This window comes from Pseudarthrobacter sp. LT1 (genome assembly GCF_035621795.1).
Taxonomy (GTDB): Bacteria; Actinomycetota; Actinomycetes; order Actinomycetales; family Micrococcaceae; genus Arthrobacter.
The window spans coordinates 400767-425034 of the sequence record NZ_CP141830.1 but is presented as its reverse complement, the minus strand read 5'-3'; the positions used below and the strand labels follow the sequence as shown (position 1 = coordinate 425034).

23 protein-coding genes and 1 pseudogene are annotated in these 24268 nt (G+C 67.5%); 8 read left to right on the top strand and 16 right to left on the bottom strand.

Annotated features, from left to right (window positions below; genetic code table 11):
• Positions 1–23 precede the first annotated feature (23 nt).
• Entirely contained in the window at positions 24–758 is a 735-nt protein-coding gene (locus VIK36_RS02080; RefSeq protein WP_324643899.1) for a GAF and ANTAR domain-containing protein, read from the bottom strand.
• A 178-nt stretch (positions 759–936) separates the two neighbouring features.
• Here VIK36_RS02080 and VIK36_RS02075 point away from each other — a divergent pair, with 178 nt between their 5' ends.
• The 3 genes from VIK36_RS02075 to VIK36_RS02065 all read left to right on the top strand — a co-directional run bounded on the left by VIK36_RS02075 (position 937) and on the right by VIK36_RS02065 (position 2944).
• On the top strand, positions 937–1983 hold the full coding sequence (locus VIK36_RS02075; protein ID WP_324643898.1) for an aldo/keto reductase: 1047 nt from the start codon (positions 937–939) through the stop codon (positions 1981–1983).
• 36 nt (positions 1984–2019) lie between these two features.
• A complete protein-coding gene (locus VIK36_RS02070) occupies positions 2020–2553 on the top strand; it encodes a DUF488 domain-containing protein (protein WP_324643897.1) in 534 nt (177 codons plus the stop codon).
• Positions 2554–2647: 94 nt separating this feature from the next.
• Complete coding sequence (locus VIK36_RS02065) at positions 2648–2944, top strand: DUF3040 domain-containing protein (RefSeq protein ID WP_255174172.1); 297 nt, start codon at positions 2648–2650, stop codon at positions 2942–2944.
• Here VIK36_RS02065 and VIK36_RS02060 read toward each other — a convergent pair.
• The 6 genes and pseudogenes from VIK36_RS02060 to VIK36_RS02035 form a co-directional block, all read right to left on the bottom strand.
• Positions 2855–3910, bottom strand: a complete 1056-nt coding sequence (locus VIK36_RS02060) for a DMT family transporter (RefSeq protein ID WP_324645350.1) — start codon at positions 3908–3910, stop codon at positions 2855–2857. The two genes, VIK36_RS02065 and VIK36_RS02060, sit on opposite strands and share 90 nt — an antisense overlap.
• Before the next feature lie 41 nt (positions 3911–3951).
• Positions 3952–4548, bottom strand: coding sequence for a TetR/AcrR family transcriptional regulator (locus VIK36_RS02055; RefSeq protein WP_255174171.1), 597 nt, complete (start codon positions 4546–4548; stop codon positions 3952–3954).
• Between the two features lie 68 nt (positions 4549–4616).
• Positions 4617–5693 carry an L-idonate 5-dehydrogenase gene (locus VIK36_RS02050; protein ID WP_324643896.1) on the bottom strand — a complete coding sequence of 359 codons (1077 nt, stop codon included), beginning with the start codon at positions 5691–5693 and terminating at the stop codon, positions 4617–4619.
• Positions 5693–6463 carry an SDR family oxidoreductase gene (locus VIK36_RS02045; protein ID WP_324643895.1) on the bottom strand — a complete coding sequence of 257 codons (771 nt, stop codon included), beginning with the start codon at positions 6461–6463 and terminating at the stop codon, positions 5693–5695. The genes VIK36_RS02050 and VIK36_RS02045 overlap by 1 nt, the downstream gene beginning before the upstream one ends.
• Positions 6464–6526: 63 nt before the next feature.
• Positions 6527–7480 (bottom strand): 2-hydroxyacid dehydrogenase, encoded by a 954-nt coding sequence (locus VIK36_RS02040; RefSeq protein WP_324643894.1) that lies wholly within the window; start codon positions 7478–7480, stop codon positions 6527–6529.
• Between the two features lie 45 nt (positions 7481–7525).
• A pseudogene (locus VIK36_RS02035) lies at positions 7526–7657 on the bottom strand (SDR family NAD(P)-dependent oxidoreductase); the annotation flags it as partial.
• A gap of 117 nt (positions 7658–7774) precedes the next feature.
• On the opposite strand from VIK36_RS02035, the gene VIK36_RS02030 reads away from it, so the two are divergent.
• From VIK36_RS02030 to VIK36_RS02015, 4 genes are all read left to right on the top strand, one after another.
• Positions 7775–8251 carry a hypothetical protein gene (locus VIK36_RS02030; RefSeq protein WP_324643893.1) on the top strand — a complete coding sequence of 159 codons (477 nt, stop codon included), beginning with the start codon at positions 7775–7777 and terminating at the stop codon, positions 8249–8251.
• Positions 8252–8261: 10 nt separating this feature from the next.
• Positions 8262–10181 carry a glycoside hydrolase family 15 protein gene (locus tag VIK36_RS02025; protein ID WP_324643892.1) on the top strand — a complete coding sequence of 640 codons (1920 nt, stop codon included), beginning with the start codon at positions 8262–8264 and terminating at the stop codon, positions 10179–10181.
• Between the two features lie 73 nt (positions 10182–10254).
• Positions 10255–10554, top strand: coding sequence for a DUF4193 domain-containing protein (locus VIK36_RS02020; RefSeq protein WP_018772148.1), 300 nt, complete (start codon positions 10255–10257; stop codon positions 10552–10554).
• 128 nt (positions 10555–10682) lie between these two features.
• Entirely contained in the window at positions 10683–11753 is a 1071-nt protein-coding gene (locus tag VIK36_RS02015) for a quercetin 2,3-dioxygenase (protein WP_255174165.1), read from the top strand.
• Between the two features lie 98 nt (positions 11754–11851).
• On the opposite strand, the gene VIK36_RS02010 is transcribed toward VIK36_RS02015, so the two are convergent.
• Genes VIK36_RS02010 through VIK36_RS01995 form a run of 4 tightly spaced genes read right to left on the bottom strand, consistent with a single transcriptional unit; the run spans position 11852 to position 16652 of the window.
• The gene (locus VIK36_RS02010; protein ID WP_324643891.1) at positions 11852–13087 is read right to left on the bottom strand and encodes a DUF3500 domain-containing protein; all 1236 of its coding nucleotides are present in this window, start codon (positions 13085–13087) and stop codon (positions 11852–11854) included.
• A complete protein-coding gene (locus VIK36_RS02005; RefSeq protein WP_324643890.1) occupies positions 13065–14831 on the bottom strand; it encodes an FAD-dependent monooxygenase in 1767 nt (588 codons plus the stop codon). Before VIK36_RS02005 ends, VIK36_RS02010 begins: the two co-directional genes overlap by 23 nt.
• The gene (locus VIK36_RS02000) at positions 14831–15712 is read right to left on the bottom strand and encodes a fumarylacetoacetate hydrolase family protein (RefSeq protein ID WP_324643889.1); all 882 of its coding nucleotides are present in this window, start codon (positions 15710–15712) and stop codon (positions 14831–14833) included. Before VIK36_RS02000 ends, VIK36_RS02005 begins: the two co-directional genes overlap by 1 nt.
• A gap of 58 nt (positions 15713–15770) precedes the next feature.
• Positions 15771–16652 (bottom strand): alpha/beta hydrolase, encoded by an 882-nt coding sequence (locus VIK36_RS01995; protein ID WP_324643888.1) that lies wholly within the window; start codon positions 16650–16652, stop codon positions 15771–15773.
• 534 nt (positions 16653–17186) lie between these two features.
• Between VIK36_RS01995 and VIK36_RS01990 the strand changes: the two genes are divergently transcribed.
• Entirely contained in the window at positions 17187–17426 is a 240-nt protein-coding gene (locus VIK36_RS01990) for a hypothetical protein (protein ID WP_324643887.1), read from the top strand.
• 19 nt (positions 17427–17445) lie between these two features.
• Here VIK36_RS01990 and VIK36_RS01985 read toward each other — a convergent pair whose 3' ends face one another.
• The 5 genes from VIK36_RS01985 to VIK36_RS01965 form a co-directional block, all read right to left on the bottom strand.
• The gene (locus tag VIK36_RS01985) at positions 17446–17928 is read right to left on the bottom strand and encodes a hypothetical protein (RefSeq protein ID WP_255174159.1); all 483 of its coding nucleotides are present in this window, start codon (positions 17926–17928) and stop codon (positions 17446–17448) included.
• Complete coding sequence (locus tag VIK36_RS01980; RefSeq protein ID WP_324643886.1) at positions 17925–20390, bottom strand: nitrate reductase; 2466 nt, start codon at positions 20388–20390, stop codon at positions 17925–17927. Before VIK36_RS01980 ends, VIK36_RS01985 begins: the two co-directional genes overlap by 4 nt.
• Before the next feature lie 95 nt (positions 20391–20485).
• On the bottom strand, positions 20486–21484 hold the full coding sequence (locus tag VIK36_RS01975) for a bile acid:sodium symporter family protein (protein ID WP_324643885.1): 999 nt from the start codon (positions 21482–21484) through the stop codon (positions 20486–20488).
• A 258-nt stretch (positions 21485–21742) separates the two neighbouring features.
• Positions 21743–23140 carry an MFS transporter gene (locus tag VIK36_RS01970; protein WP_255174156.1) on the bottom strand — a complete coding sequence of 466 codons (1398 nt, stop codon included), beginning with the start codon at positions 23138–23140 and terminating at the stop codon, positions 21743–21745.
• A 115-nt stretch (positions 23141–23255) separates the two neighbouring features.
• Entirely contained in the window at positions 23256–24191 is a 936-nt protein-coding gene (locus tag VIK36_RS01965; RefSeq protein ID WP_255174155.1) for a dihydrodipicolinate synthase family protein, read from the bottom strand.
• Positions 24192–24268: the final 77 nt, after the last annotated feature.

Sequence of the window (24268 nt, the reverse complement as noted above, 5' to 3'; positions counted from 1 at the left end):
TGTAGGGAGTTGATCCGGGATGCCTACGGATCGAAGTGCGTCGTCACCGGCCCGGTACTCACCCTGCCAAGGACCTCAGCGGCCAGGTCCCGCAGCTTCTGGTTCCGGTGGCTGGATGCCTTGGTGAGCAGGGCCATGGCTTCATCCTGGGTACACCGGTTCTGCGCCATGATCACCCCGCACGCAAGGTCGATCGCGGTGCGGTTCGCCATCGCGGCCTTCAAGTCGTCCGCCAGGTTCTGGGCGTCCGCGATCCGCAGGGCCAGTCGAAGCGCCCGGCCGGCAAGGTCCGCAAACCCCTCCGCCGTGCGGATGACATTGGGGGCAAAGACGTCGGGCTCCGCGGCAAAGAAGTTCAACGCGGCCGCCTGGTTCCGGTCGAGCGCCAAAGGCACGCCCAGCACGCTGCGGCAGCCGTTGTCGGCCAGCACCTTCTGGTATTCAGGCCAGCGGGTATCGGTGTGGACGTCGGACAGGACCATGGGCTTCATTGCGTCCAGGGAGGCGATGCACGGCCCTTCCCCGAGGGCCTGTTCCAGCTTGTCCAGCACGACGGCCCGTTCGCTGCTGCCGGCAATGGTGGCGCTGCGTTTGCGGCGGCGGAGCGTGACCCCGCATTCGATGAAGACGTCCGCTGCATCGCTGAGCGCTGACGCGGCAACAGCGGAAAGCTCGGACAGGAAGTCGGCCACGTTGCTGCTGCCGATAATGAGGTCGTGCAACTGGACGAACTGTTCATCGCTGCTGAGGATGCCCATGCCCTCAATATAGGCGTTGTTCCCTCCTCTTTGTGCGCCACAAAACGTCATCCCCGCTGCCCCGGTTACTCCATGCGACGAAAAGAGAAGGACTAAAACGGAAATCTGCGGCCGCCTGCCTGATCTGTGTAGCGTCGTGACGATCCAGGGGACGGCAACTGAATGGAGGAGACCGGAGATGAGCCTGAGCGAACTGCGGGTGTTTGGACGGTCGGGAACCCCCATCAGTCCCCTCACCCTTGGGACCATGAATTTCGGTGAGGGGACCGGCAACGGCCAGGGTGCACCCACCGGGGCCGACGAGAGCATCCGCATCATCCACGCGGCCCTGGACGCCGGCATCACCGCGGTTGATACCGCCGACGTCTACTCGCAGGGCGAATCGGAGCAGGTGGTGGGCCGCGCACTCCGGGGACGCCGGGACGACGTCTTCCTGGCCACCAAGTTTCACGGCCAGATGAGCCCCAACCCCGCGCATTCCGGGAACTCCCGGCGCTGGATCATGCAGGCTGTGGAGGGCAGCCTCCGCCGGCTGCAGACGGACCGGATCGACCTCTACCAGGCCCATCGGCCGGACTACAACACCGACGTCCTGGAAACCATCACTACCCTGAACGACCTCATCCGCCAGGGCAAGATCCTGTACTACGGCACCTCGGTGTTCACGCCGGCGCAGCTGGTGGAGGCACAATGGCTGGCCACCACCAACCACCTGATCCCGCCGGTGGGCAACCAGGTCCCGTATTCCATGCTGGTCCGCGGCAATGAACGCGACGTGCTGCCGATTGCCCAGCAGTACGGCCTGGGTGTCCTTGCGTACGGGCCCCTGGCGGGCGGCTGGCTTTCCGGCAGCTTCGTGCTGGAATCGGGCAAGCCGCCCACCCGCGTCCATACGCTTCCCGGCCGGTACGACCTGTCCGGACCGTCCAGCGAGCGGAAGCTGCTCGCCGCAGACTCCTTGGCCCGCCTGGCGGACAAGCTGGAGCTGTCCCTGGTGGACCTGGCGGTGGGGTTCGCCCTGACCCACCCCGCCATCAGCAGCGTGATCATCGGCCCCCGCAGCGAGGAACACCTCCAGGCGTATCTTCGCGCAGCCGACGTCCAGCTGGGCGAGACAGTACTGGACGCCATCGACGACCTGGTGCCCCCGGGCACCAACTTCGTGGAGCGGGATGCGGGCGCCATCGTGCCGTCCATCGAGTTCGCCGAATTACGACGACGGTAGCCGGCTTCTGCGGGCCACCCCGCCCACGCGCCTATCATGGCTTCGATGAAGGCCCTGTTCACCGTAGGTCACGGCACTGCCTCCCAGGAGGACTTCGCCGGGCTGCTCCGCAGCGCCGGAGTGACGTCCCTGGTGGATGTCCGGATCGGCCCGGGCAGCCGCAAGTATCCGCATTTCGGCAAGGACCATTTGGCCCTGTGGCTTCCGGAGGCGGGCATCGACTACCGCTGGGAGAAGCGGCTGGGCGGGTTCCGCAAGCTGCTCCCGGACTCTCCGGATACGGCCCTCCGCAACGAGTCGTTCCGCGCCTACGCAGGCTATATGCGCAGTGAAGACTTCCTGGCGGCAGCCGCGGAACTGGTGGCAGGCTCCCAGGCGGCAACCACCGCAATCATGTGCAGCGAAACCCTGTGGTGGCGCTGCCACCGCCGCCTCATCGCGGACCATTGCGTCCTGCTGGCCGGCCTGCCCGTTGAACACCTGATGCCGCCGGCCAAGGCAGTTCCGCACGTTCCCACCAGAGGCGTACGGGTAACGGGCGATGAGCTGCGTTACGACGTCCTGGAGTGAGGGCAGTGCCGGGCCGCTGCACCTATTGACTAACCGGTAGAAGGCTCCTACGGTCGATACCGTTACCGCCTCCCAGGGAAAACAGGGGCCCGCCATGCCAATGTCCGATGAGGAGCGACGCCTGCTCAAGGAGCTCGAACTGGGGCTGATCGCGGACGATCCCCACCTGGCCATGGAACTGCTGTCCGGCTATCCCGCGCGGCGTTTCCCCGCAGGCCTGTTCCCGGGGATCTTGGCGGCCCTGATCGGCGTGGTGCTCGTCTTTGCAGGGGCCGGGGTCCCTGCCCCGGGCGCGGTGGTGCTAGGGATTCTGCTGCTGGGGCTGGGCGCCTGCCTGCTGCTCGGCCCCACGGTACTGGCCCGGAGCGCGGGTCGGCAGCACACCGGCTGATTCCGCAACAGGCCGTTCTGTTGCCCGTGACTGTGCCGCTGCGGGTGATGATGTCGTTGCGGGGGCCAGTGCGCGGGTGCGTGGGGTCAGGATGAACAAGCTGGCCAGGACGACGGCGGCGCCAAGCCAGCCGAGCGCCGGGAGCCTTTCACCCACCACCAGCACGGCGAGGACAGCAGCCACCACGGTCTCCAGCAGGGAGAGGCTGGTGGCCGTGCTCGCCCCCACGCGGGCCAGGCCCCAGCCGAACAGGACATACCCTGCGAACATTGGCACCACAGCCATGTAGGCCCCCACGCCCGCGTTGGCCCAGGACTGCAGCAGCGGGCCGCCCGTCACCGCGAGGACAGGCATCAGGAGGAGTCCGCCCAGCCCGAAAATGCTGCCCATGGCGGCCCTGGGGGTAACACCGAGACCAGTCAGGCGGTGCGCCGCCCAGGAATACAGGGCATAGGTGGCGCCGGCCAGCAGCCCAAGGAGGATTCCCGCCGTCGAACTCCAAGCCGTGGCCTCCCCCGCAGCAGCCGGAGCAGCTGGAACCGGTGATGACGCTGCGGGGGCATGCCCGGCAAAGGAGAGCAATGCGGCGCCGCCGACTCCCAGCAGGGCCCCAAGAATCCATTGCCGGCTCAGCGGTTTCCTGTCCGCGAAGCGTTCGATGAGCGCTGCCGCCACGGGGGCCGAGCCGATGGAGACGACGGTTCCCACCGCTACGCCGGAGAGGTGCATCGAGCTGTAGAAGGCCAGGGGGTAGGTGGCCACGGCCGCGGCACCGAGCGAGACCAGGCGCCACCGTGCGAGCAGGCTGCCCGCCTGGAGGCCGATGTGCCGTGCTGCGAAGAGCGCCTGCAGCAGGCCGCCCAGTCCCATTGCCACGGCGCCAATGGCCAGCGGGCTCACGTCGGGGGCGAAGGTGGCTGCGGTCCCGGTGGTGCCCCAGAGGACGGAGGCAGCCACCACGGACATTGCCCCCCACCGTTGGGCCTTGGGGTGGTGGCGCTCGATGCTCACAGGGCGTCCAGCAACTGTCCGGCCATGCGCCTGGCGTCCTTCAGCGGACCGTCATTGCCTTCCAGCCCGGCGCGGGCCATGGCGCCTTCGAGCAGGAACGCCAGGTGCGCGGCGATGGCGGGGACCTGTTCCTCCCGCTCCGGCAACAACCCCGACACGTGCCCGGCCAGGAGTTCCTGGACTTCTTCCTTGTGGCGGCGCACGGCGTCCCGGCCGGGATCGCCGGCCGGCAGTTCCGCGGCGGCGTTGAGCAAGCCGCATCCCCGGAAGCCGTGCTCGTAGGCGAAGTTGGCGTGGTCCAGGTAGGCATCGAAGACGGCCAGGACCTGGCTGCGCGGTGTCGGCGCCGTTTCCAGCCGCTTGCGGTACAGGCCGAGCCATTCCTCGTGCCTCGCCTCAAGATATGCGGCCACCAGGTCCGCCTTGGAAGTGAAGTTGTTGTAGAGGCTCTTTTTGGCCACTCCGGCTTCGGCAGTGATGGTATCGATCCCGGTGGCCGCGACGCCGTTTGCATAGAAAAGGCGCGCCGCAGCGTCGAGCAGGAGCTCCCGGGCGGGGCGCCGGGCAGGTGATGAAAGTCCTGAAGCTGCCATAGTTCACTCCTCACAGAGGTGGTAGGTAGACCAGTCTACCTACCACCTTCGCGCAGGAGAAGTTCTCCTCATGGGGCCTGCCCCTCATCGCCGAAAGAGAGGAGCACCTTGCCGGAACTGGTGGAGTCCTTGGCGACTTCGAAGGCGTGGAGGGCGTCGGCCAGCGGGAATTCGTGGGTGATGACGGGCTCGATGTGCAGGGATCTGTCGGCGAGGGCCGTGATCACGTCATCGATCTCGTCGTTGAAGCGGAACGAGCCGAGCAGCTGCAGTTCGCGGGTGATGGCCAGCGAGATGGGCACCGGCTGCATGCCGGTAGGCAGCAGGCCCACCATCACCACAGTCCCCCCGCGGACCGCGCCGTTGATGGCGGAGGCAAGGCCGTGGTGGTTCCCGGAGGATTCGATCACGACGTCGGCCTCGACGGCGGCGACGGCTTCGGTGTCCGCGGCGTTGATGACCTGGTCCGCGCCCACGGCCGTGGCGATCTCCAGCGGCTTGAGGTGCAGGTCGACGGCGGTGATCCGGGCGGCGCCGGCGCGTTTGAGGACGGCGACGGTGAGGGCGCCGATGGGGCCGGAGCCGATGACCAGCGCGGTTTTCCCACGGACGTCCCCGGCCCGGGACACCGCATGCCACGCGACCGAGGCCGGTTCGATCAGGGCCGCGGTGCGCAGGTCGATGCTGTCCGGGAGCGGGCGGAGCATCCGGACGGGCAGCGTGACGTAGCGGCTGAAGGCGCCGTCGGTGTGCGGGTAGCGGGCGGCGCTGCCCAGGTATGTGCAGCCAGGGGACAGGTTGGGCCGGTCCTCCGGATAGCGCGCGGCGCCTGGACCAGGCGTTGCCGGGTGGACGGCGACGGCGGTCCCTGCCTGCGGCCCGGTACCGTTGGCCGCGGCCCGGACCACGGTCCCGGAGATTTCGTGCCCCAGGACCAGCGGCGCCTTGAGGATGGACTCCCCCGCCGCACCGTGCAGCCAGTAGTGCAGGTCGGAACCGCAGATGCCGCCGTAGCGGACCTCGACCACCGCTTCGTCGGCTGCGGGCAGGGGCAGCGGGACCTCGTCGATCCGCAGGTCGCCGGCGGCATGGGCCACCAGCGCCGGACCGGTGGCGGGCAATGCGACATCAAGGGACGGTGCCATCAGACCACCACCGTCATTCCGCCATCGATGAAGATGGTCTGCCCGTTCACGAAGTTGGACCCGTCCGAGGCCAGCCACACCACGGGACCGGCGAGGTCCTCCACGGTGCCCCAGCGGTGCGCGGGTGTCCTGCCCAGGATCCAGGAGTTGAACTCCCCGTCATCCACCAGGTTCTGGGTCATTTCGGTGTGGATGTAGCCGGGAGCGACGGCGTTGATCTGCAGCCCTGAGGCGGCCCATTCTGCGGTCATGGCGCGGGTGAGATTCCGCAGTCCGCCTTTGGCCGCGATGTACGGGGCGATGGTGGGGCGGGCCAGGTCGGCCTGGACAGAGCAGATGTTGATGATCTTGCCGCGGCCCCGGGTGATCATGTGCCGGGCGGCTTCGCGGCCCACCAGGAAGGCGCTGGTGAGGTCCGTGGAGAGGACGCGTTCCCAGTCGGCCACATCGAGATCCAGCATGGGGACGCGGTGCTGGATACCGGCGTTGTTCACCAGGATTTCGAGCGGCCCTACGTTGTCCTCGATCCAGCGGATGCTGCGGGCGGCAGCGTCGTCGTCGGTGACGTCGAAGGCCACGCTGTGGATTCGGCCCGGCGGGAAACCTGCCGCCATGGCCGCTTCGGCGTCCTTGAGCCGCTCGGGGTTGACGCCGTTCAGCACTACTGTTGCTCCGGCGTCGGCCAATGCCTTGGCAAGGGCCGAACCGATGCCCCTGCTCGAACCGGTGACCAGGGCTACGCGCCCCGTAAGATCAAAAAGCCCTGTCATGTCCTGGTTACTTCCTCTTCATTGTTGTTTCGTACCGCTGCCTGCATGAGATCGCGGCGGCCGTTAGAACGGGCCCTGCTGAAAGGGTCCCTGCTGCACCAGGTTGTCCGGGGTTTGGCCTGTCGCCAGGGCCTCGAGCTGCTGTTTCAGGAGTTTCAGGATTCGGGGCTCAAAGGCCGAGGCGTTGCCGCCCACGTGCGGGGTGATGAGGGCGTTCTCCGCGGACCACAGAGGGTGGCCGGCGGGAAGCGGCTCGGGATCGACCACGTCGATGGCGCACTGGAGGCGGCCGGAGACCACTTCGCGGGTCAGCGCCTCGGTGCTGATGACGGCGCCGCGGCCCACGTTCACTACCAGGGCTCCGTCGGGCAGGGCGGCCAGGACGTCCCGGCCCACCAGGTCGTGGGTGTTGTCGTTCAGGGGCAGGACGGAGACCAGGATGTCGTGGTCCGCGGCGAGGGCCACCAGTTCGTCCGGGCCGTGAACCTGCCCGTCGGCGTCCGTGCGGGCCGTGCTTCCCACCCGGGTGATGGTGACCTCGAAGGGTTCCAGGCGGCGGGCCAGTTCCTTGCCGATCCCGCCGATGCCCAGCAGCAGGACCTTGCGGTCGGCCAGGGACTGGCGGCGTTGCGGCCTCCAGCTTTCAGCCTGCTGGTCCTTGACAGCCTGGTCGATCCCCCGCAGCTTGGCGAGGATGAGGCCCACGGCCAGCTCCGCGGTGGCAGCTGCATGGACGCCCGAGGCGTTTGCCACCGCGGTGCCCGGACCGGCGGCCTCGCAGACGCCGTCGTACCCTGTTGACTGCGTCTGCACGAACTTGAGGTCCGGGACCTTGCCCAGGGAACCCAGTACTTCCCCGGCGTTGATGTACGGCAGGATGACGCCGTCGATCCTGCCCAGGTCCCCACCGGGGGCCTCCTTCATGTCCCAGACAACCCCGCGCAGGCTTCCGGGAAGCGGCGACAGGTCGGCCAGGAGCTGGGAATCGGGAAAGCTGACGGTGTGCACATGCTGCATTGGCGGGGACCTATCGGTTGGTGGTGGTTGAAGTGGGGGCGGACGTCAGGCAGTGGGCTCGCGGCGGTCAAAGGTCAGGCCGCCCGGGACCTGGAAGATGGGCATGAGCTCAAGCATGCCAACATTCACGTGCCGCGGCGTCTCAATGGCGTAATCAAGGGCGTTATCAACGCCGTCAGGCCCTCGGAATCGGGGAGCGGGTGTGCTGGCCCGCGCTCGCTCTTGACAACCTCCGCGGATGCTTCTAAGTTCAAGATAATCTTTTTTAGAACGACCAGGGCTGGACGGCATGACATGGACTGGCAAGGATGGGGCCTGTTCGGGCTCCTGGCTACCGCCGCACTGACGGTCATCATGATCGCGGCCCAGATGGCGGGCCTGACCCGGCTCGACCTGCCGCTGGTCCTGGGCACCCTGGTGACGCCTGATCCTGACCGGGCCCGTGTTGCCGGCTTCTTCATCCATCTGGCTGCCGGCCAGGTGTTTGCCCTCGGTTATGCCGCGGCGTTCTCCCTCTTGGGCAGGGCAACCTGGTGGATCGGCGCGCTGCTGGGCCTGCTGCACGTAGCCGTGGCCCTGACGGTCATCCTGCCATTGCTGCCCGGTGTCCACCCGAGGATGGCATCCACCCGCGCGGGCCTGTCCACTACCGCCGTGCTGGAGCCACCGGGACTGCTGGGTTTGAATTACGGCATCCAGACACCGGCGGTAGCCATCGTGGCGCATGTCGCCTACGGGGCCGTGCTGGGGCTTCTGCTGAGGGCGCTGTGAGCAGGCAGCCGTGAGCATCGCATTCGAGCGGAAGCCCCGCCCTTCGATGGAAGAACCTTCCGTGACCGGGCCGCCAAAGCGGCACCCCGCCGTCGCCCCCTCCCCCGTCCCCACGCGCGAACCAAGGCCCTGGCAGCCCGCTGCCATCGCCGACTACGGCATGCTCGGCGACACCAGGACGGCCGCCCTGGTGTCCTCCAAGGGGTCGGTGGATTGGATGTGCGCTCCGGCGTTCGACGGCGAGCCAATCTTCGGCGCCCTGCTGGGAGGAACGGAAGCGGGCCAGTTCGTCGCCGGACCCGCCGGCCCCGCCCACCTGCTCCAGCGCCATTACCGCGGGAATACGGCAACACTGGAAACGACATGGTCCGCGGGCGGGGCCCGGCTGACGCTCACCGAAGCGATGGTGGCCGAAGTGTCCGGAGCCCTGCTGCCCACAACGCTCCTGGTGCGCCGGCTCACCGCCCACGGCGGCCCGGCAGCCGCCGTCGTCCGCTTCACTCCACGCCTGGGTGAAACCCACCGCGTGCCACGGATCAGCCGGCGGGCGCGGGACCTGGTGTGCGAATGGGGACCGCTGGCCATAGCGCTGGGCTCCAGCGAGGGGTGCCCGCTCCCCGACGGCGAAGAACGGACGCTGGTGGTGCAGCCCGGCAACCCGGTGACCCTGGTCCTGTCCATTGCGTACGGCGAGCCGCTGATTCACGTGGACCCCGAGGCGGCCTGGCACCTGGTGCTTGAGGACGAGCAACGGTGGGAAGCCTGGTCCGGGGAGGTGGACGCTGACATCCCGTTCCGCGGCCAGGTCCTGCGGAGCCTGCTCACCCTGCGGCTGCTCACTTATTCACCGTCCGGGGCTCCAGTGGCCGCACCCACCACGTCGCTGCCCGAAAATCCGGGCGGCATCCGGAACTGGGACTACCGGTTCGCCTGGCCGCGGGACGCCAGCATCGGCGTGGCCGCGTTCCTGCACGCGGGCAAGACGGATGTGGCCCGGAACTTCTTCGGTTGGCTGCTGCACGCCAGCCGGCTCCAGCGGCCACGGCTTCCGGCGCTGCTCACGCTGTCCGGCCGGCCGGTCCCCCGCGAGCACGAGTTGCGCGGCTGGCCTGGATATGTGGGGAGCGTACCGGTGCGGACGGGCAACGGGGCGGCCGGGCAGCACCAGCTGGACGGTTACGGCTGGGTGCTGGACGCCGCCTGGGTGCTGGTGCAGGGCGGGCACCGGCTGTACTCGGAGACGTGGCGGGCCATGCGCGGTTTCGCCGACAGGGTGGCGGCGTCCTGGGCCGCCCCGGATGCAGGGATCTGGGAAATCCGGGATGATGCCGCCCACCACGTCCACTCCAAGCTCATGGCGTGGCTCGCCCTGGACCGGGCGCTGCGCATCGGTGCCACCCACCACCTGGGCGCGCGGCAGCGGCAGCGCTGGCTGTCCGCGAGGGACCAGCTGGGCGCCGAAGTCCGGAGCCTGGGCATCGACCCCGTGCGGGGCACCTACACGCGGACCTATGGGTCGGCAGACCTGGACGCGGCATTGCTGGTCCTTCCGCTGATTGGGCTGGAGGACCCGGACGCTGACGTGGTCCGCCAAACCGTTGACGCGGTGCGGGCCGAGCTCGGCGCGGGCGGGCCCCTCCTGTACCGGTATCCGCCTGGCCAGGACGGGCTGGAGGGCGGTGAGGGCGCCTTCCTGCCCTGTTCCTTCTGGCTGGTGCAGGCCCTGGCCCTGACGGGCAGGGGCGGGGAGGCGGTGGAGACCTTCCGGGCGTTGCTGGACCTGGCCTCTCCGCTGGGACTCTTCAGCGAGGAACTGGATCCCGCCTCCGGTGCCTTCCTGGGCAACTACCCCCAGGCCCTCACCCACGCCGCCCTGGTGCAGGCCGCGCTGGCCCTGCGGGAAAACAGCAACATCCGGAATGGGAATTAGTTGCGCCCATCCGGCGTTGTCGATCTGTCCAGAACAATCTGGACATCAGCAGCTGGACAGGAGAACACACCACATGTCAGTTGACTACGACGCTCCGCGGGTGACTCCCGAGGAAGAGCCGAACGTCGCCTTGGAGGAGCTGAAGTCCGACAAGTCCGGCCGCCGGGAGGCCGCTCCCGACATGGACGAAACGGATCTCGCGGACAGCTTCGAGCTGCCCGGCGCCGACCTCTCCAACGAGGAACTCCTCATCCAGGTGGTCCCGGTGCAGGCAGACGAATTCACGTGCATGTCCTGCTTCCTGGTGCACCACCGCAGCCAGTTGGCCCGTGAGAAGGACGGCAAGAAGTACTGCAAGGAATGTGAGGGGTAGCAGGGGGACGATGGCCGGCCACGTTCGGATTTCAACTAATGGAATCAGGGCTCGTGGCCGGGGGCGTGGGACAGCCATGATGTAGGTCACGCTCCGGCAAGGGCCGGCCGACTGGAAAGAAGGAAACCATGTCCCTCAGCGTTGAGGAAATGAACAAGCAGCTCCCGGTGGCCAACGCGCTGCCCGGCGAGGCGGTCCCGTATTACATGGCCTCGGGCGAAGGCGCGCGCTACGAGATCAACGGCCAGCTGGTCACGGTCATCGCCCGCGCTGCCGACACCGGGGGCATCTTCAGCGCTGCCTACATCTCCGGCGGCATGGGCGCTGAGTCCCCGTTTGTCAGCCACACGGTGGAGCACAAGACGCTCTACGTTTTCGACGGGATCCTGCACGTGTGGCTGCCGGGCGAGAGCCGCATCCTCACCCCCGGCGACTCCGTGGTCATCCCGCCCAACACGCCGCACGCTTACAGGATGGCCAGCCACTACACCCGCTTCCTGAACTGGATGACCCCCGGCGGCGGCGAGGCCTACTACGAGCGGGTGGGCACGCCCATCGATTCGCACGTCCCGCCGGCGCGCCCTGGCCACAAGGCCAGCCTGCAGGAGCAGGCCGAGGTGGGTGCCGAGTTTGGCATCACGTTCCCAGACGTTGAGCGGGTGGCGCCGTCGTTCAAGCACGACGCCGGGCTGCCGCCCACACAGAGCCCGTACTTCCTCACTGCCGGGGAGGGTGAGCGGATGGTCAGCTACCAGACTATGTTCACCTACCTGTCCCGGCCCGCCAACACCGGCTCCAACTACTTCGCTGTGCACACCAAGGGCGCCAAGAGCCCCTATATCCCGCTGCACTTCCACTCCCAGCACACGGAGAACTTCCTCTGCACCGAGGGCCGGATGTGGCTCTATGCCAACGGCCGCGAGATGCTCCTGACGAAGGGCGATTTTGTGCACGCCCCCGCCGGGACCATCCACTCATTCGCGCTCGATGCCCACAACACCCAGATGGTGGGCTTCCTGACCCCTTCGGTGTTCAACGGCTTCTTCGAGTACTTCAACGAACCCACGGAGGACTACATGTACACCGAGGGCGGCGAGCCCTACATGGACATGGACGGCTTCGGGCGCGCCCAGGCCGAGATGGACCTGACCGTCGTCGGCCCGCCGCCGCAGCGCCGCGCAGCACTGGACATCCCCTAACCCACAGTTAACACAGAAGGCCCGGACTTCCGAGAGGAAATCCGGGCCTTCTGGTCTTTGAAACCCATCGATTGCTGAGTGGATGGGTGGAGAGTGGGTCAGGAAGTGGCTTGCCTGACGAGTTCGCGGCCGTAGTCATTGCCGTTGGGGGTGCGGACCACGGTGTGCATGTGGAAGGGGGCGGGCTCATCGTTGCCCAGGAAGACGCCGGTGTGGTGGTCCAGTTCCAGCACCACCACCGGGCTCTGGACCCGGAAGTAGAAGGCCTCCTCCCCTTCCCAGCCGCCGATCCAGCTGAAGAACGTCTCTGAATAGTGCTCCTGAATTTCCCGACGCCGGGCGGCACGGGGACCGTCCGGAAGGTAGGCGATGAAGTCCTCCACCACCGCGTCGAGCAATTCCCGGGCCCCGGCCGGCAGCTCGGCCACCCGGATGCCCTCGTACGGGATCACCCGGTTGTCCTGGAAGCAGCCGCCCAGGTGCCGCTCGTCGCCCGGGTGGAGGCGCCCCTCGGGCATGGCCGGATCCACCATCCCGGCATAAACAACGGCCCGGGACCGCAGGTCCGCGGGCAGGGCGGCCATCAGCTGCCGGGCCAGGGCGATGCGCTCCTTGAACACCTTGACACCCTTGTGCGGGCCGGCGTCGATCATGTCCGGTTCGGCCCCCATGAACACCGGCGAGATCACCAGCTGCGTCCCGGCCACCAGGCAGTTCAGCGCCGCGTGGTGGCCAAACAGCTGCCACCCCCACGGTTCCGTCTCGGAAGGCTCCCCGTAGAGGGCGAAGTTGTAGCTGAACTCGTTCATGAGCAGCGGCAGCTCCACCAGATCACCCAGGAAACCGTTGATCCGCATCAGGTTCCGCACCAGCTCAAACCCGGCCGGGCCCAGCGAAGCCTCCACCACGCCCAACACCGCGTCCCGCACGGGACCGGCAACCTCGTCCAAACGGAGTCCGGTGTCGTGCTGCATGAATTCGGGGTTGGCCCAGCTCTGCCACTCCGGCGCGTCCACGGCGTAGCAAAGCTTCCCGGCCTGGTCCGCGGCGACAGCGCCAAGCAGCTTCCGCGCCGCAGCCACCATGTCCGCCGTGGGCGCTTCCTCCCCCGGCCGGGCAGGAGCCAGCGGATACAGGCCCTCCCGGCGGACGCCGTCGCTGGTGATGCCCGTGAACGGCTGGGGATAGAGCTTCCGCCAGCCCTCGATCATGGGCCCGGCGAACGCATCGGTCTTGGCCGCCTCGGCGTATTCGCGGGCGTCCAGCCCCCGGATGTCCGCCACGCGGGGGTGGTCCGGGGCAAAGAGGAAATCACGGAATGACGGCGTCGACACGGGCGCTCCTGGTCTCGATGGAAGGTGCAGATTCTTCAGGACGTGCGGGAAGGACAGCCGGCGCCCAGCCCGCGGCGACGGACAACGCTGCGGCGGCCTCCACCGGGGAGTTGCCGCGCCAGGCCACGTGCTGGTCGGGACGGACCAGCAGTGCAGTGGCGCCCCACAGGTCCGCAAGGTGCGTTCCGTCGTCGGAAGGCCCGACGGCGGCGACGGTCACCGGGATGCCCTGCCGGGCACCGGCTGCCAGGACCGGCTCGAAAACTTCGGCGGCGGGCACCCCGCCCAGCGCCCCGGCGTCGGCCAGCAACGTGAAACCCGCACCAAGGGCGCTGTACACGGAGACCGAATCCGCCAGCCAGGCGTGCGGCAGCAGGGCCCCCGGAACAGCGGACGGAACGTAACGGATGGGGTCCTCGTCGGGGAGGGCCGAACCGTCCGGCACCACCACGGATGAACCGCCGTAGTCGTAGCCCAGCACCAGGCCCAGGGAATCGAACTCGCTCTGCTTCACGGCGAGCGCCCGGTGGGCCGCGTCCCGCGCGGCTTCCCCGGCAGGGCCGGCCGCAACCAGCTCCGGGTCTGCGAAGTGGTAGGCCAGGGCCTTGCCGTTGGTGGCGGCGTCGCGGATGGTGCGCGCAGCCACCGGCCGGCGTTCCGCCCCGTAGCTGGCAAGGAGTCCTGGCCCGGCCCAGCCGTTGATCGTGGCGGCGAGCTTCCAGGCCAAGTTGGCGGCGTCACCGATGCAGGTGTTGAAACCGTGGCCGCCCCAGGGCGGGTTGAGGTGGGCGGCGTCCCCCACCAGGAAGACGTTGCCGCGGCTGTATTCGGGAGCCAGCAGCATCCGGGCCGTCCACGGGTCGGTGGCCACCACCTCAACATCAACGTCGGAGCCCACCAGGGAGCGGACCATCGCGGCCGCCTCCCCCGCAGTGACGGTGACGGACGGATCCACGCCCTGGACGATCGCCCACCACGTGCCGTCACGGTCCATGGGCCCCACCATGCCGGAGGTCTCCGAGCCCACCACCCAGTACTGCACCGCCGGAGCCAAGGAGACAGCTGACGCCAGCGATTCAGAGCGGAAGAGGATGCTGATGTTGGACAGCTCGGCGGACCCGCCTTCCAGCCGCAGCCTGAGGCTGCGGCGCACGGCGGAGGACCCGCCGTCGGCACCGATGACGTACTCGGCGGCGATGGTGCGTTCATCACCTTCGGGATCCCTCATGACGACGGCGCGCGGTTCCGTGGCTGCCCCGCCTTCAGGGACGTTGACGCCAGTGACAGTCCAGCCGGCCAGGAACGTCACCAGCGGGTGGCTTTCGACGGCGGCCCGGAGCACCTCCTCGAGGACGGGCTGGGGCACCTGCTGGCCGCACTCCGGCTGCGGCCCGTACCTGCCGGGGACCAGCTGGAAGGCGTTGCGGAACCGGCGCAGCTCGTACGCGGAAGGGCCGGTGAGGCCGGTGCAGAAGATGACGTCCTGGGCGTACTCCACCGGCAGCGGCGAAGCGTCCCGGAGGACCTCGGCGAGGCCCAGCCGGCGCAGGTGCGTCATGGTGCGGGCATTGGTGGTCTTGGCGCGCGGACGGGTGTGGTCCAGCGCTGTCCGCGGTTCGATGACGGTGCTGGGCACCCCGCGGGAGGCGAGGTCCAGGGCCAGGAACAGCCCGCTGGGGCCGCCGCCGGCGATCAGGACCTGCACCTCCGCCGGCAGGTCAGCAGCGGTATGGAAGGAGTTCATCAAGCACGGCTCCGGAGGGAAATGTCGTCCACCGGCGTGGTCAGGGTGCCCAGCTTCTCGATCTCCACTTCCACCGTATCGCCGGGCTGCAGGAGCCACTGCGGGGTACGGGCGTAGCCCACGCCTTCGGGGGTGCCGGTGGCGATGACGTCACCCGGGTGCAGGGTGAAGGTTTCGCTGATGAGCGAGATGATGGCCGGGACGGAGAAGATCATGTCCCGGGTGTTGCCGTTCTGGGCTTCGATCCCGTTGACGCGGGTGCGGACCTGCAGCCCGTCGCGCAGGTCACCCACCTCGTCGCGGCTCACCACGGGACCCAGGGGGCCGCTGAAATCGCCGTTCTTGCCCAGGGTCCACTGCGAAGTGAGCTTCTGGGCCTTGCGGGAGGTGATGTCGTTGAACGTGGAGTAGCCAAAGACGGAATCCGCGGCGGTGTCCTCGTCGGCGGACTCCACGCGGCGGCCGATGTAGGCGGCCACTTCGCCTTCCCAGTCCAGGCCTTCCTCGCCCGCCGGGACGGGGACCGGGACGTTGCCCACGGACAGGGAGGCCGTCCAGCGGGCGAACAGAGTGGGGTAGGACGGCAGTTCCTGGTCCTTGAAGCTGCCCTCGGCTACGTGCGCCTTGTAGTTCAGCCCCACGCAGATCACGCGAGCGGAGGCCGGGACCAGCGGCACTTCGGTGACACTGCCGCGCTCCAGCCAGGGGCCGGCGTCGGACGTTTCAGTGACTGCTGCGCCGGCAACCAGGGCTGCTGCCTTGTCCTGCCAGCCCTCGGCGTCGGCCCAGAAATCGTCGACGGACGTGAGCGGGAGGACGCGGGAGCCTGCGAGCGCCGCTGCCCAGGGTCCGCCGTGGTGGGTGATGCCGATGAACTGCATGGGAGGCCTTTCGGTCTGGTCCGGGGTGCGCGTATTGCCCCGGCATGGTGGTGGGAAATCAGTGCTGCTTTGCCTGGCGGCGGAGGAAATCGATGGTGGCGGCAATGGCCTGTTCCGCGTCCTCGCTGTTGCCGTCCGGGCTGGCCCACATGTGGTCCGCGCCGTCAAGCAGGAGGAGTTCGACGGCGTTGCCCGCGCCTTCCAGCGCCCCGGCCAGCGAGGTGGACTGGGCTACCGGGACGAAGCGGTCCGCCGTTCCATGGATGAGGAGGAAAGGCGGGGCGCCTGCGTGGACGTAGCTGAGGGGGCTTGCAGCCCTGGCCTTGTCCGGGGCGTCGGCCGGCTGCGCACCGATCAGCAGCGCTTCCCGGGACCCGGGATCATCCGCCCGGGCAACGGCATCCGGCCGTGCCTGTCCCCCCATCCTGAGGAGGTCAGTGGGCGGGTACCAGGCGACGACGCCGGCAACCCGGTCGTCGCTGGCGGGCCCGCCATATCCGGCTTGGCCCGGAAGCTCCGCTGCCCCTGCGGTCAGGCCCAGGAGGGCAGCGAGGTGGCCGCCGGCCGAGTCTCCCCAGGCGTAGATCCGGTGCGGGTCCACGCCGTACTCGGCCGCGTGGGTGCGGAGCCAGCGGACGGCTGCCTTGGCGTCCTCCAGCTGGGCCGGGAACGTGGCAACCGTGCTGAGCCGGTAGTCGGCCGAAGCCACCACGAACCCGGCATCCGCGAGCTGTTCGATGGGGTTCAGCCCGAAACCGTCAACAGCGGGGCCCAGCGAAGACCGCTCCCCCATCCGCCACCCGCCCCCGTGGAAATGGACCACGGCGGGCCGGCCGCCCTGGTGCGTTGCTCCTGCGGGAAGGTAGAGGTCCAGCAGCAGCGGCGCCGCATTCTGTGGCCGGGCGAACTCAATCCCTTTGAGGATCCGCCGTCCCGTCATCGTTGACTCCATGTGTAACGCGCCGTTTCTGTGCTGTTTTTAGTGAACTGCTCAATGGGCTGGGCGGGGCCCGCAACGGGCCCCTCGTTCATGGACTCAACTCTGTGCCATGGGCCGGGCTGCACGCGCCGCCAGTTTCACTGAATGAAACTGGTTCACTCCGCGCAGGATCCTGCCCAGGGTCGCGTGCGCCGCGGTTGAACCTGACGCGGCGTCAGGTCCTACGGTGGGCGGTATGGAACAACCGGAAGAACCCCGCTGGAGTTGGCGAGATTGGCGCCCTGGTGGACGGGCCGGAAGGAAGTTCCGATTCCCTGCAAAAACTGCTGCTGAGGCAGCTCGATGCCTTGGGCGAGCAGGCCTTGCAGCTGGAACAGCCTCAGGGGACCATCCGGGAGCTGCTGGCACGCCTCGGCGGGCAGGGGCAAGGGCACGGGCAGGGGCACGCCGAGCCCACCTATTTCATGACTGTTTTGGAAAGGATGACTGGGGCAGGAGGCCGCCCATGAATCACGGACCGAGTGGGCGGGCCTCGTGCAGGAAGGCCTGCGGCAGGTCGACGGGGGTGTCCCCGCCGTCAGCCCAGAGGCCCGGGAGCTGGTGCGCCGCTGGGATGAGCTGGGCTCGCGTTTCCACAGCAGCGAGGGCACCAAGGAAGCCGCCCGCGCGATGTGGGCGGAGAACAGCACCGAATTGAGCCACGCCCTGCCGCGGACCGCGGAGCAGCTGCAGGCCCTGGTGGCGCACCTCCAGGCGGCGCGGGAGACGCGCTGAAAGTTCCCGCAGCTGACGCTTAGCTGACCAGGATCTGGGTGGCGGATTCCTTCAGCTTCCCGTTGGCCCACTTCATCTGGCGGATGGTCTGCGGGTGGCACTTCTCCGCCAGGGCCAGCAGATTCTTGTCCTTCATCCCCTGGGCGGCCTGGGCCAGCAGTTCCCAGTCCGCTGACACCCCGCAGGCCTTCAGGTAAAGCTCCCGCAGGTCGCGCAGCAGCAGCATGCCGGTTTCGGGGCGCCGGCCCACCATTTCGCTGCCCTTCTCCCTGATGGTTTCCATCAGCCCTGCTTCGCCGCGGGGCTCCGGATCCAGGTTTTGGCCGTAGTTCTTGGCGATGTCCGCGATGTCCCGGACGTGCTGCTGCGACCAGCGCGCCAGGTCCCGGGCGAGGTGGTAGATCTCGTGGTCCACCTTGTGCCGCTCGGAGATGACCAGCAGGTGGTGTGCCAGGTCATTCTCGGAGCGGTGCATTTCCTCCAGTACCAGCCCGAATTTCATCGTGCCCCTCCTGCCACGCCGGTGGCTTCGTCCGCCAAAGAGGTGGGTAGGCCCTTGGTCCTGGCGTCTTCCGGGAAGACGCCGGCGGGTGCCGACGCCGTGGTGGTGGGCGCCGAAGAGGGCCCGTCGCCACCGGAAATGCGGGTAATGCGGGCTGCCGCCGTCTTGAAGATGGGCTGCTTGGACGCCGCATCCCAGTCGGTAATGGTCAGTTCGTTCGCTGCCCGCCCGGCCCCGTCCGGCTGGTGTCCGCCCTTGGTGTCCCAGTAGCCGTAATGGAAGGGCAGGAAGAGGACGCCGTTCCGGATGCCGCTGATCCGCACCCGCGCACGGACCGAACCGCGGGGTGTCTCCACCTCGGCAAGGTCACCTTCGGCGATCCCGTACGCGCCGGCGTCGTCCGCTGACAACTCAACCCACACGTCAGGCGCGGCCGCCTGCAGCTCCGGCGCCCGCCCCGTCTTGGTGCGGGTGTGGAACTGGTAGAGCGTGCGGCCGGTGATGAGCTGGAGCGGGAAGTCCTGGCTGGGCAGCTCGTGCGGCGGCATGTATTCGGCGGCCTTGATGATGGCCTTGCCCTCCGGGTTCAGGGCCTTGTACTCCGTGGGTTCCACGGGCGCACCGGTGATGAGGTCGCGGCCGTAGGTTTCGCAGTACTCGGGGTGCGCCCAGAACTTCCCGTCAGCGTAGATGCGTTCCGTGCCGTCCGGGTTCTCCTCGTTGCAGGGCCACTGGATGCCGGAGCCGCCGCGCAGTTTGTCATAGGTGATGCCGGTGTAGTCGCAAGGCCGTCCCCGGGTGCATTCCTTCCAGGCCTCGAAGGCGGACTCGGGGTCGTGCCACTTGATCAGCGGCTGCCCGTCCTTGTCCTGCAGGCCCATGCGGTGGGCGTAGTCGATGAAGATCTCCAGGTCCGGCCGGGCCTCGCCCGGCGGGTCCACCGCCTTCTCGGAGAGGTGCACGGTGCGGTCCACGTTGGTGAAGGTGCCGGTCTTTTCGCCCCAGGTGGCGGCGGGAAGGACGACGTCGGCCAGCTGGGCGGTCTCGGACAGGAAGATGTCCTGCACCACCAGGAACAGGCGGTCCTGTTCAAGGATGCTGCGGATGCGTGCCAGCTCGGGCAGCGAGACGGCGGGGTTGGTGCCGCTGACCCACAGCATCCGGATGGAGCCGTCCTCCACGTACCGCATCATCTGCATGACGTGCGTGGGCGGGGAGTAGTGCGGGATGGACATGGGATCGATGTTCCAGACCCGGGCCAGGTCCTGGATGTGCGCGTCGTTGGACCAGTTACGGAAGGCGGCGAGGTCGCCGTCGGCCCCGCATTCGCGGGTGTTCTCGGCGGTGGGCTGGCCGTTCATCTGCAGGATGCCGCAGCCGGGTTTGCCCAGCATGCCGCGGATGATGTTGACATTGTTGACCTGCACGGCGGCGGCCGTGGCCTGGTTGGACTGATAGAAGCCCTGCAGCACCGTGGACAGCAGCCGCTCCGCGTGGCCAATGATGCTGGCCACCTCGGAGATCTGTTCCGCCGGGACACCGCAGATCTCCGCCACGAGGGCCGGCGGGTAGTTCTTGACCTCTTTCTCGAGCTCGGAGTACCCCACGGTGTGCGCCTGGATGTACTCCTGGTCCACCCAGCCGTTAGTGATGATCTCGTGCAGGATGCCGTTCATCAGCGCCACGTTGGTGCCGGGCCGCGGCGCCAGGTGCACGGTGGCGGCCCTGGCCACGGGCGTCATGCGCGGGTCCACGCAGATGATCTTGGGCGGGTTGGGGCCGGCCAGCCGGTCCAGCATCCGGGTCCAGAGGACGGTCTGGGTTTCCGCCACGTTGTGCCCGTACAGGGCGATGACATCGGCGTGGTCCACGTCCGTGTAGGAGCCGGGCTGCCCGTCGCAGCCGAAGGATTCCTTCAGCGCCTCGCCGGCAGTCGCGGTGCACAGACGCGTGTTGCCGTCCACGTGGTTGGTGCCGATGCCGCCGTGGGCCATAGTGCCCAGGGTGTAGTACTCCTCGGAGAAGAGTTGGCCGGTGGTGTAGAAGCCGAGGGCGCTGGGGCCCTGTTCCGCGAGCAGCGCCTTGGACTTGTCCACGATGCGCTGCATGGCGGTGTCCCAGTCCGTTTCCACCAGCTTCCCGCTCTCGCGGATAAGGGGTTTGGTGAGCCGGTCCGGGGAGGCGTTCGCCTGCCAGCCGTACAGGTCCTTGGGTCCCAGGCGGCCGTGGTTGACGCGGTCCACGGCCCGTCCCCGCACGCCCACGATCCTGTTGTCCTTGACGGCGATGTCCATGGCGTCGCCGTTGGAGTGCAGGAGCGAGGCCGTCTGGACCCACCGGTCCACGTCCTCCGGCGCCACGCCTTCGGCCAGGTGGGTATCGACCCTGACCGGCCAGTCAGCGCCGCTGCCGTACGGCGTCCGTGTCCCCCATGGTTCAGCTATCCGGTCAATCCGAGCCATCTGTCCATCTCCTTACAGGAACCGGCGGACAGCGTCGAAACGGCGCTGTCCCTACCGGATCCTGTACCCAGGATGGCTGGCTGGAAACGGGCTCCTTAGGCTTGCTTGTCCTGCAGCGGGCGCCGGGCCAGCCAGGCGGCCACGATGGCCCCGGAGATGTTGTGCCACAGCGAGAAGACCGCGGACGGCAGTGCGGCCAGGGGCGTGAAGTGGGCGGTGGCCAGCGTCGCGGCCAGGCCGGAGTTCTGCATGCCCACTTCGAACGCGAGGGCGCGGCGGGCTTTGTCGTCCAGGCGGCCCAGCTTGCCGGCAAGGTAGCCAAGGCCCAGTCCGAATCCGTTATGAAGCACCACGGCGAGGAAGACGATGGCCCCGGCCTCAATGATCTTGTTGGCGCTGCCGGCTACCACGATGGCCACGATCAGGGAGATCACGACGGCGGACGCCCACGGCAGCGCGGGCAGCACCTTGGCAACGAGCTTCTTGAGGAAGACCCGGGCGAGGAGGCCGGCCACCACCGGGAGCAGCACGGTCTTGACGATATCCAGGACCATGCCGGCAGCGTCGATCTGCAGGTACGAGCCGGCCAGGAACAGGACCAGCAGCGGGGTGACGATCGGGGCGATCAGGGTGGAGACGGAGGCCACGGCCACGGAGAGGGCAACATCGCCCTTGGCCAGGAAGGCCATGACGTTCGAGGCCGTGCCGGAGGGTGCGCAGCCCACCAGGATCACGCCGACGGCCAGCTCGGGCGGGAGGTTGAGGGCGCCCGCGATCAGCCAGCCAGCGCCGGGCATGATGATGTAGTGCGCCACGATTCCCAAGGCCACAGCCCACGGCCGCTTGGCCACGGCGGCGAAGTCCGGCGGGGTGAGGGTCAGGCCCATGCAGAACATGATGATGCCCAGCAGGTAGGGCACGCTGGGGGCCATGGGCTTGAAGACTCCGGGGAGCAGGAAACCGAGGATGCCGGCAACGACCACCAGGATGGGGAACACAGTCACCGCGATGCGGGCGATCCTGCTTTCCGCCTCGAGCGCGGGATTGACGGGTGTCCCGTCCGGGGACTTCTGGGGTTTAGTTGCCTCAAGCATCCAATAATGGTGGCACTGTCCTATAGGATTCCGCCAATTGATGACCGTGAACGGTAACAACGGCGGAATCCCGCGGCAATGCGCCTTTGAGGTCGACGCCTTGGCCGCCGAAGCGCAGCGCGAGTGTCCTCAAGACGGCGCACCTGGGATCTGGGCGGAACGGGAAGCAATGTTCCGAGGGTAGTCCTTGACTGGCAACGGCAGCGCCACGGACCGGAGCTGGTTCGTGGCGCTGCCATTGAGGCGGGTGCTAGGGAGTTAGGGCGAGAGTTCCTCGAGGACCCGGCCTTTAGTTTCGATGGCGAAGAAGATAGTCACCAGGCCACCTATGAGGGCAACGGCTGCGAAGACGGTGAACACCAGGCTGATGCCGTAGTTGTCCACGATGTAGCCGACCAGGATGGGGCCGATGGCGGAGCCGGCGCGGAGCCAGGCGCTGCCGAAGCCGGTGCCGATGGCGCGGAGCCGGGTCGGGTACAGCTCGGCGGAGTAGAGGTAGAGCGAGAAGGAGATGGTCTGGAGGATGGCGTAGGCGATGCTGGCGAATACTACGACCTGTGTCGCCGACACGGCGCCGAGGGCTGTGAGGATGACAAGAGGGACGGTCGCGGCCAGGAAGGCGAATGTGTACCAACGTTTACGGCCTACGCGGTCGATCAGCAGTGCGCAGAGGATGGATGCCACGACGCCCACGGCGGAGGTGACCCAGCCGTAGGCGAGGCTGGTCTGCAGGGGGAGGTTGAATGTCTGCTTGTAAAGGGTCGGCAGCCAGGTGACCAGGCCGTTGTTGACCATGTAGACGCAGATCCAGAGCATCCAGATCATGAAGGTGCGCTTTTTGTATATGCCTGAGAAGAGTTCGCGCCAGCTGGTGCGGGCGGTGGCCTTCGGATCCACGGGGCGGATGACGGGCTCGGAGAGGGTGTGTCCTGCCTTGAGTGCTTCCTTTTCGAGCATGGTGACGACGGTTTCGGCTTTGTGGACGTGTCCGCGGGAGGCTAGCCAGCGCGGTGATTCGGGCATCAGCCACCGCATCGGGATGGTGAGCAGGGCCGGGACGATGCCGACGATGAACATGGCCTTCCAGCCAACGACCGGGACGAGGAAGTATCCGGCGACGCCCGCGAACATGAGACCGACAGGGAAGATGACCTCGTAGAGCAGGAAGAATCTGCCGCGCTTCTTGGCTCCGACGAATTCGTTGATGTAGGCGCTGGCGACCGGTACTTCGCCGCCGGTGCCGATGCCTTGGAGAAAGCGGAAGATGATCATTGACGTGGCGCCCCAGGCGAAGAGGCAGGCTACGTCCATGGAGACGAAAAGCAGGATCGTGATCAACAGGACCGGGAGGCGTCCGATCCGTTCGGCGAGTTGGCCGAAGAAGAGTGATCCGAAGATTTGGCCGACGTAGCCGGCGGAGAGGATCATTCCGATTTCCCCGGCGGTGAGGTGCCATTCTGAGGACAGCTGGGGCATTGCGAATGCGATGGCCAGGACGGTGTAAGCGTCGAAGAACGTGGCTGACCCGATGACCACGCGGATGAGGGTCAGGCGTCGGGTGAGCGGGAGCCGTTCGAGGCGGGCTACGAGCTCTGCATTGATCCTGGCGGCGTTGGGGCCGCCAGCCATGGTTGTGGTGTTGTTTGGCTCGCGCATTGCGAGTCCTCCTTCTCCAGCGGTGATGCTGGGGTCCTCATTGACCAGAGTGGAGATGGCTAAAGCCTAGGGGAGGATGGCGGGAGTTGCTCCCGCCATCCTCAGGATCCGGGGATCAGGCGCTGACGGTGACCTTGCCGATGTTCGCGGCAGCGAAGGCTTCCGCGATTTCGGTTTCGGCGCCCTGGGGCAGGGGCAGGAGCGGGGTGCGCACCGTGGCGTGGTCCAGAATGCCGCGGTTCACGAGGCCCCACTTCAAGGCGACCGTGCCTTCCATGTGGGAGCCGCGGTGGTAAACGTTCTTCGTTACCGGGAGCAGCCGCTCATGGATTGCGTGGGCACGCTTGTAGTCCTGCGCCTTGCCTGCTTCGATCAGTTCGACGAGCAGTTCGGGGGCGATGTTACCGTAGCCGACGAGCAGGCCGTCGACATCGAACATTGTCGGCAGCAGGTATTCGTCGTGGCAGGACAGGATCTGCAGTTCGGGGTAAGCGGCGCGCAGGGCGGGGATCTCGGTGTACCACCGACGCATGTTCCGGACACCGTTCTTCGTGGCAAAGACTCCCTCCTGGCCAGCGATCTCCAGCTGAGTGTCGAGGTCGTAGGTCGCCTTGGTGTTGTCGGGGTACTGGAAGAGGATCAGCGGCAGGCCGGACTCTTCATAGATTTCCTTGTAGCGCGACTGCGGTGCGCCCTGCTGGTAGCCGAAGCGCAGCCAGCCGTGCGAGGGGTAAACGAGACCAGCTGACGCGCCGGCCTCGACGGCCTTCTTGGCCTCGAGGGCCGCAGTCTTGTTGCCTTCCTTGGTGATACCAGCCACAACCGGTACCCGGCCGTCGGTGGAGGCCACGAACGCGCGGATGACGTCAAGCTGTTCTTCTTCGGTGAGGAACGTGCCTTCGCCGGCGTGGCCCAGGACGACGAGGCTCTTTACGCCCTCAATCGATCCGAGCCACGAACCCAGGCGCTGGATCGCAGCGAAGTCGACAGCGCCATCTTCGGTGAACGGGGTGACAGGTGCGGGGCTAAGTCCGCGGAGATCGAGTGCCATTTGCAGCTACCTTCTTGTCTTCATTGATGGTCGGTAGTTCCGCTAAGATGAAATCGTTTGCGGGAACGTTTTCAAGT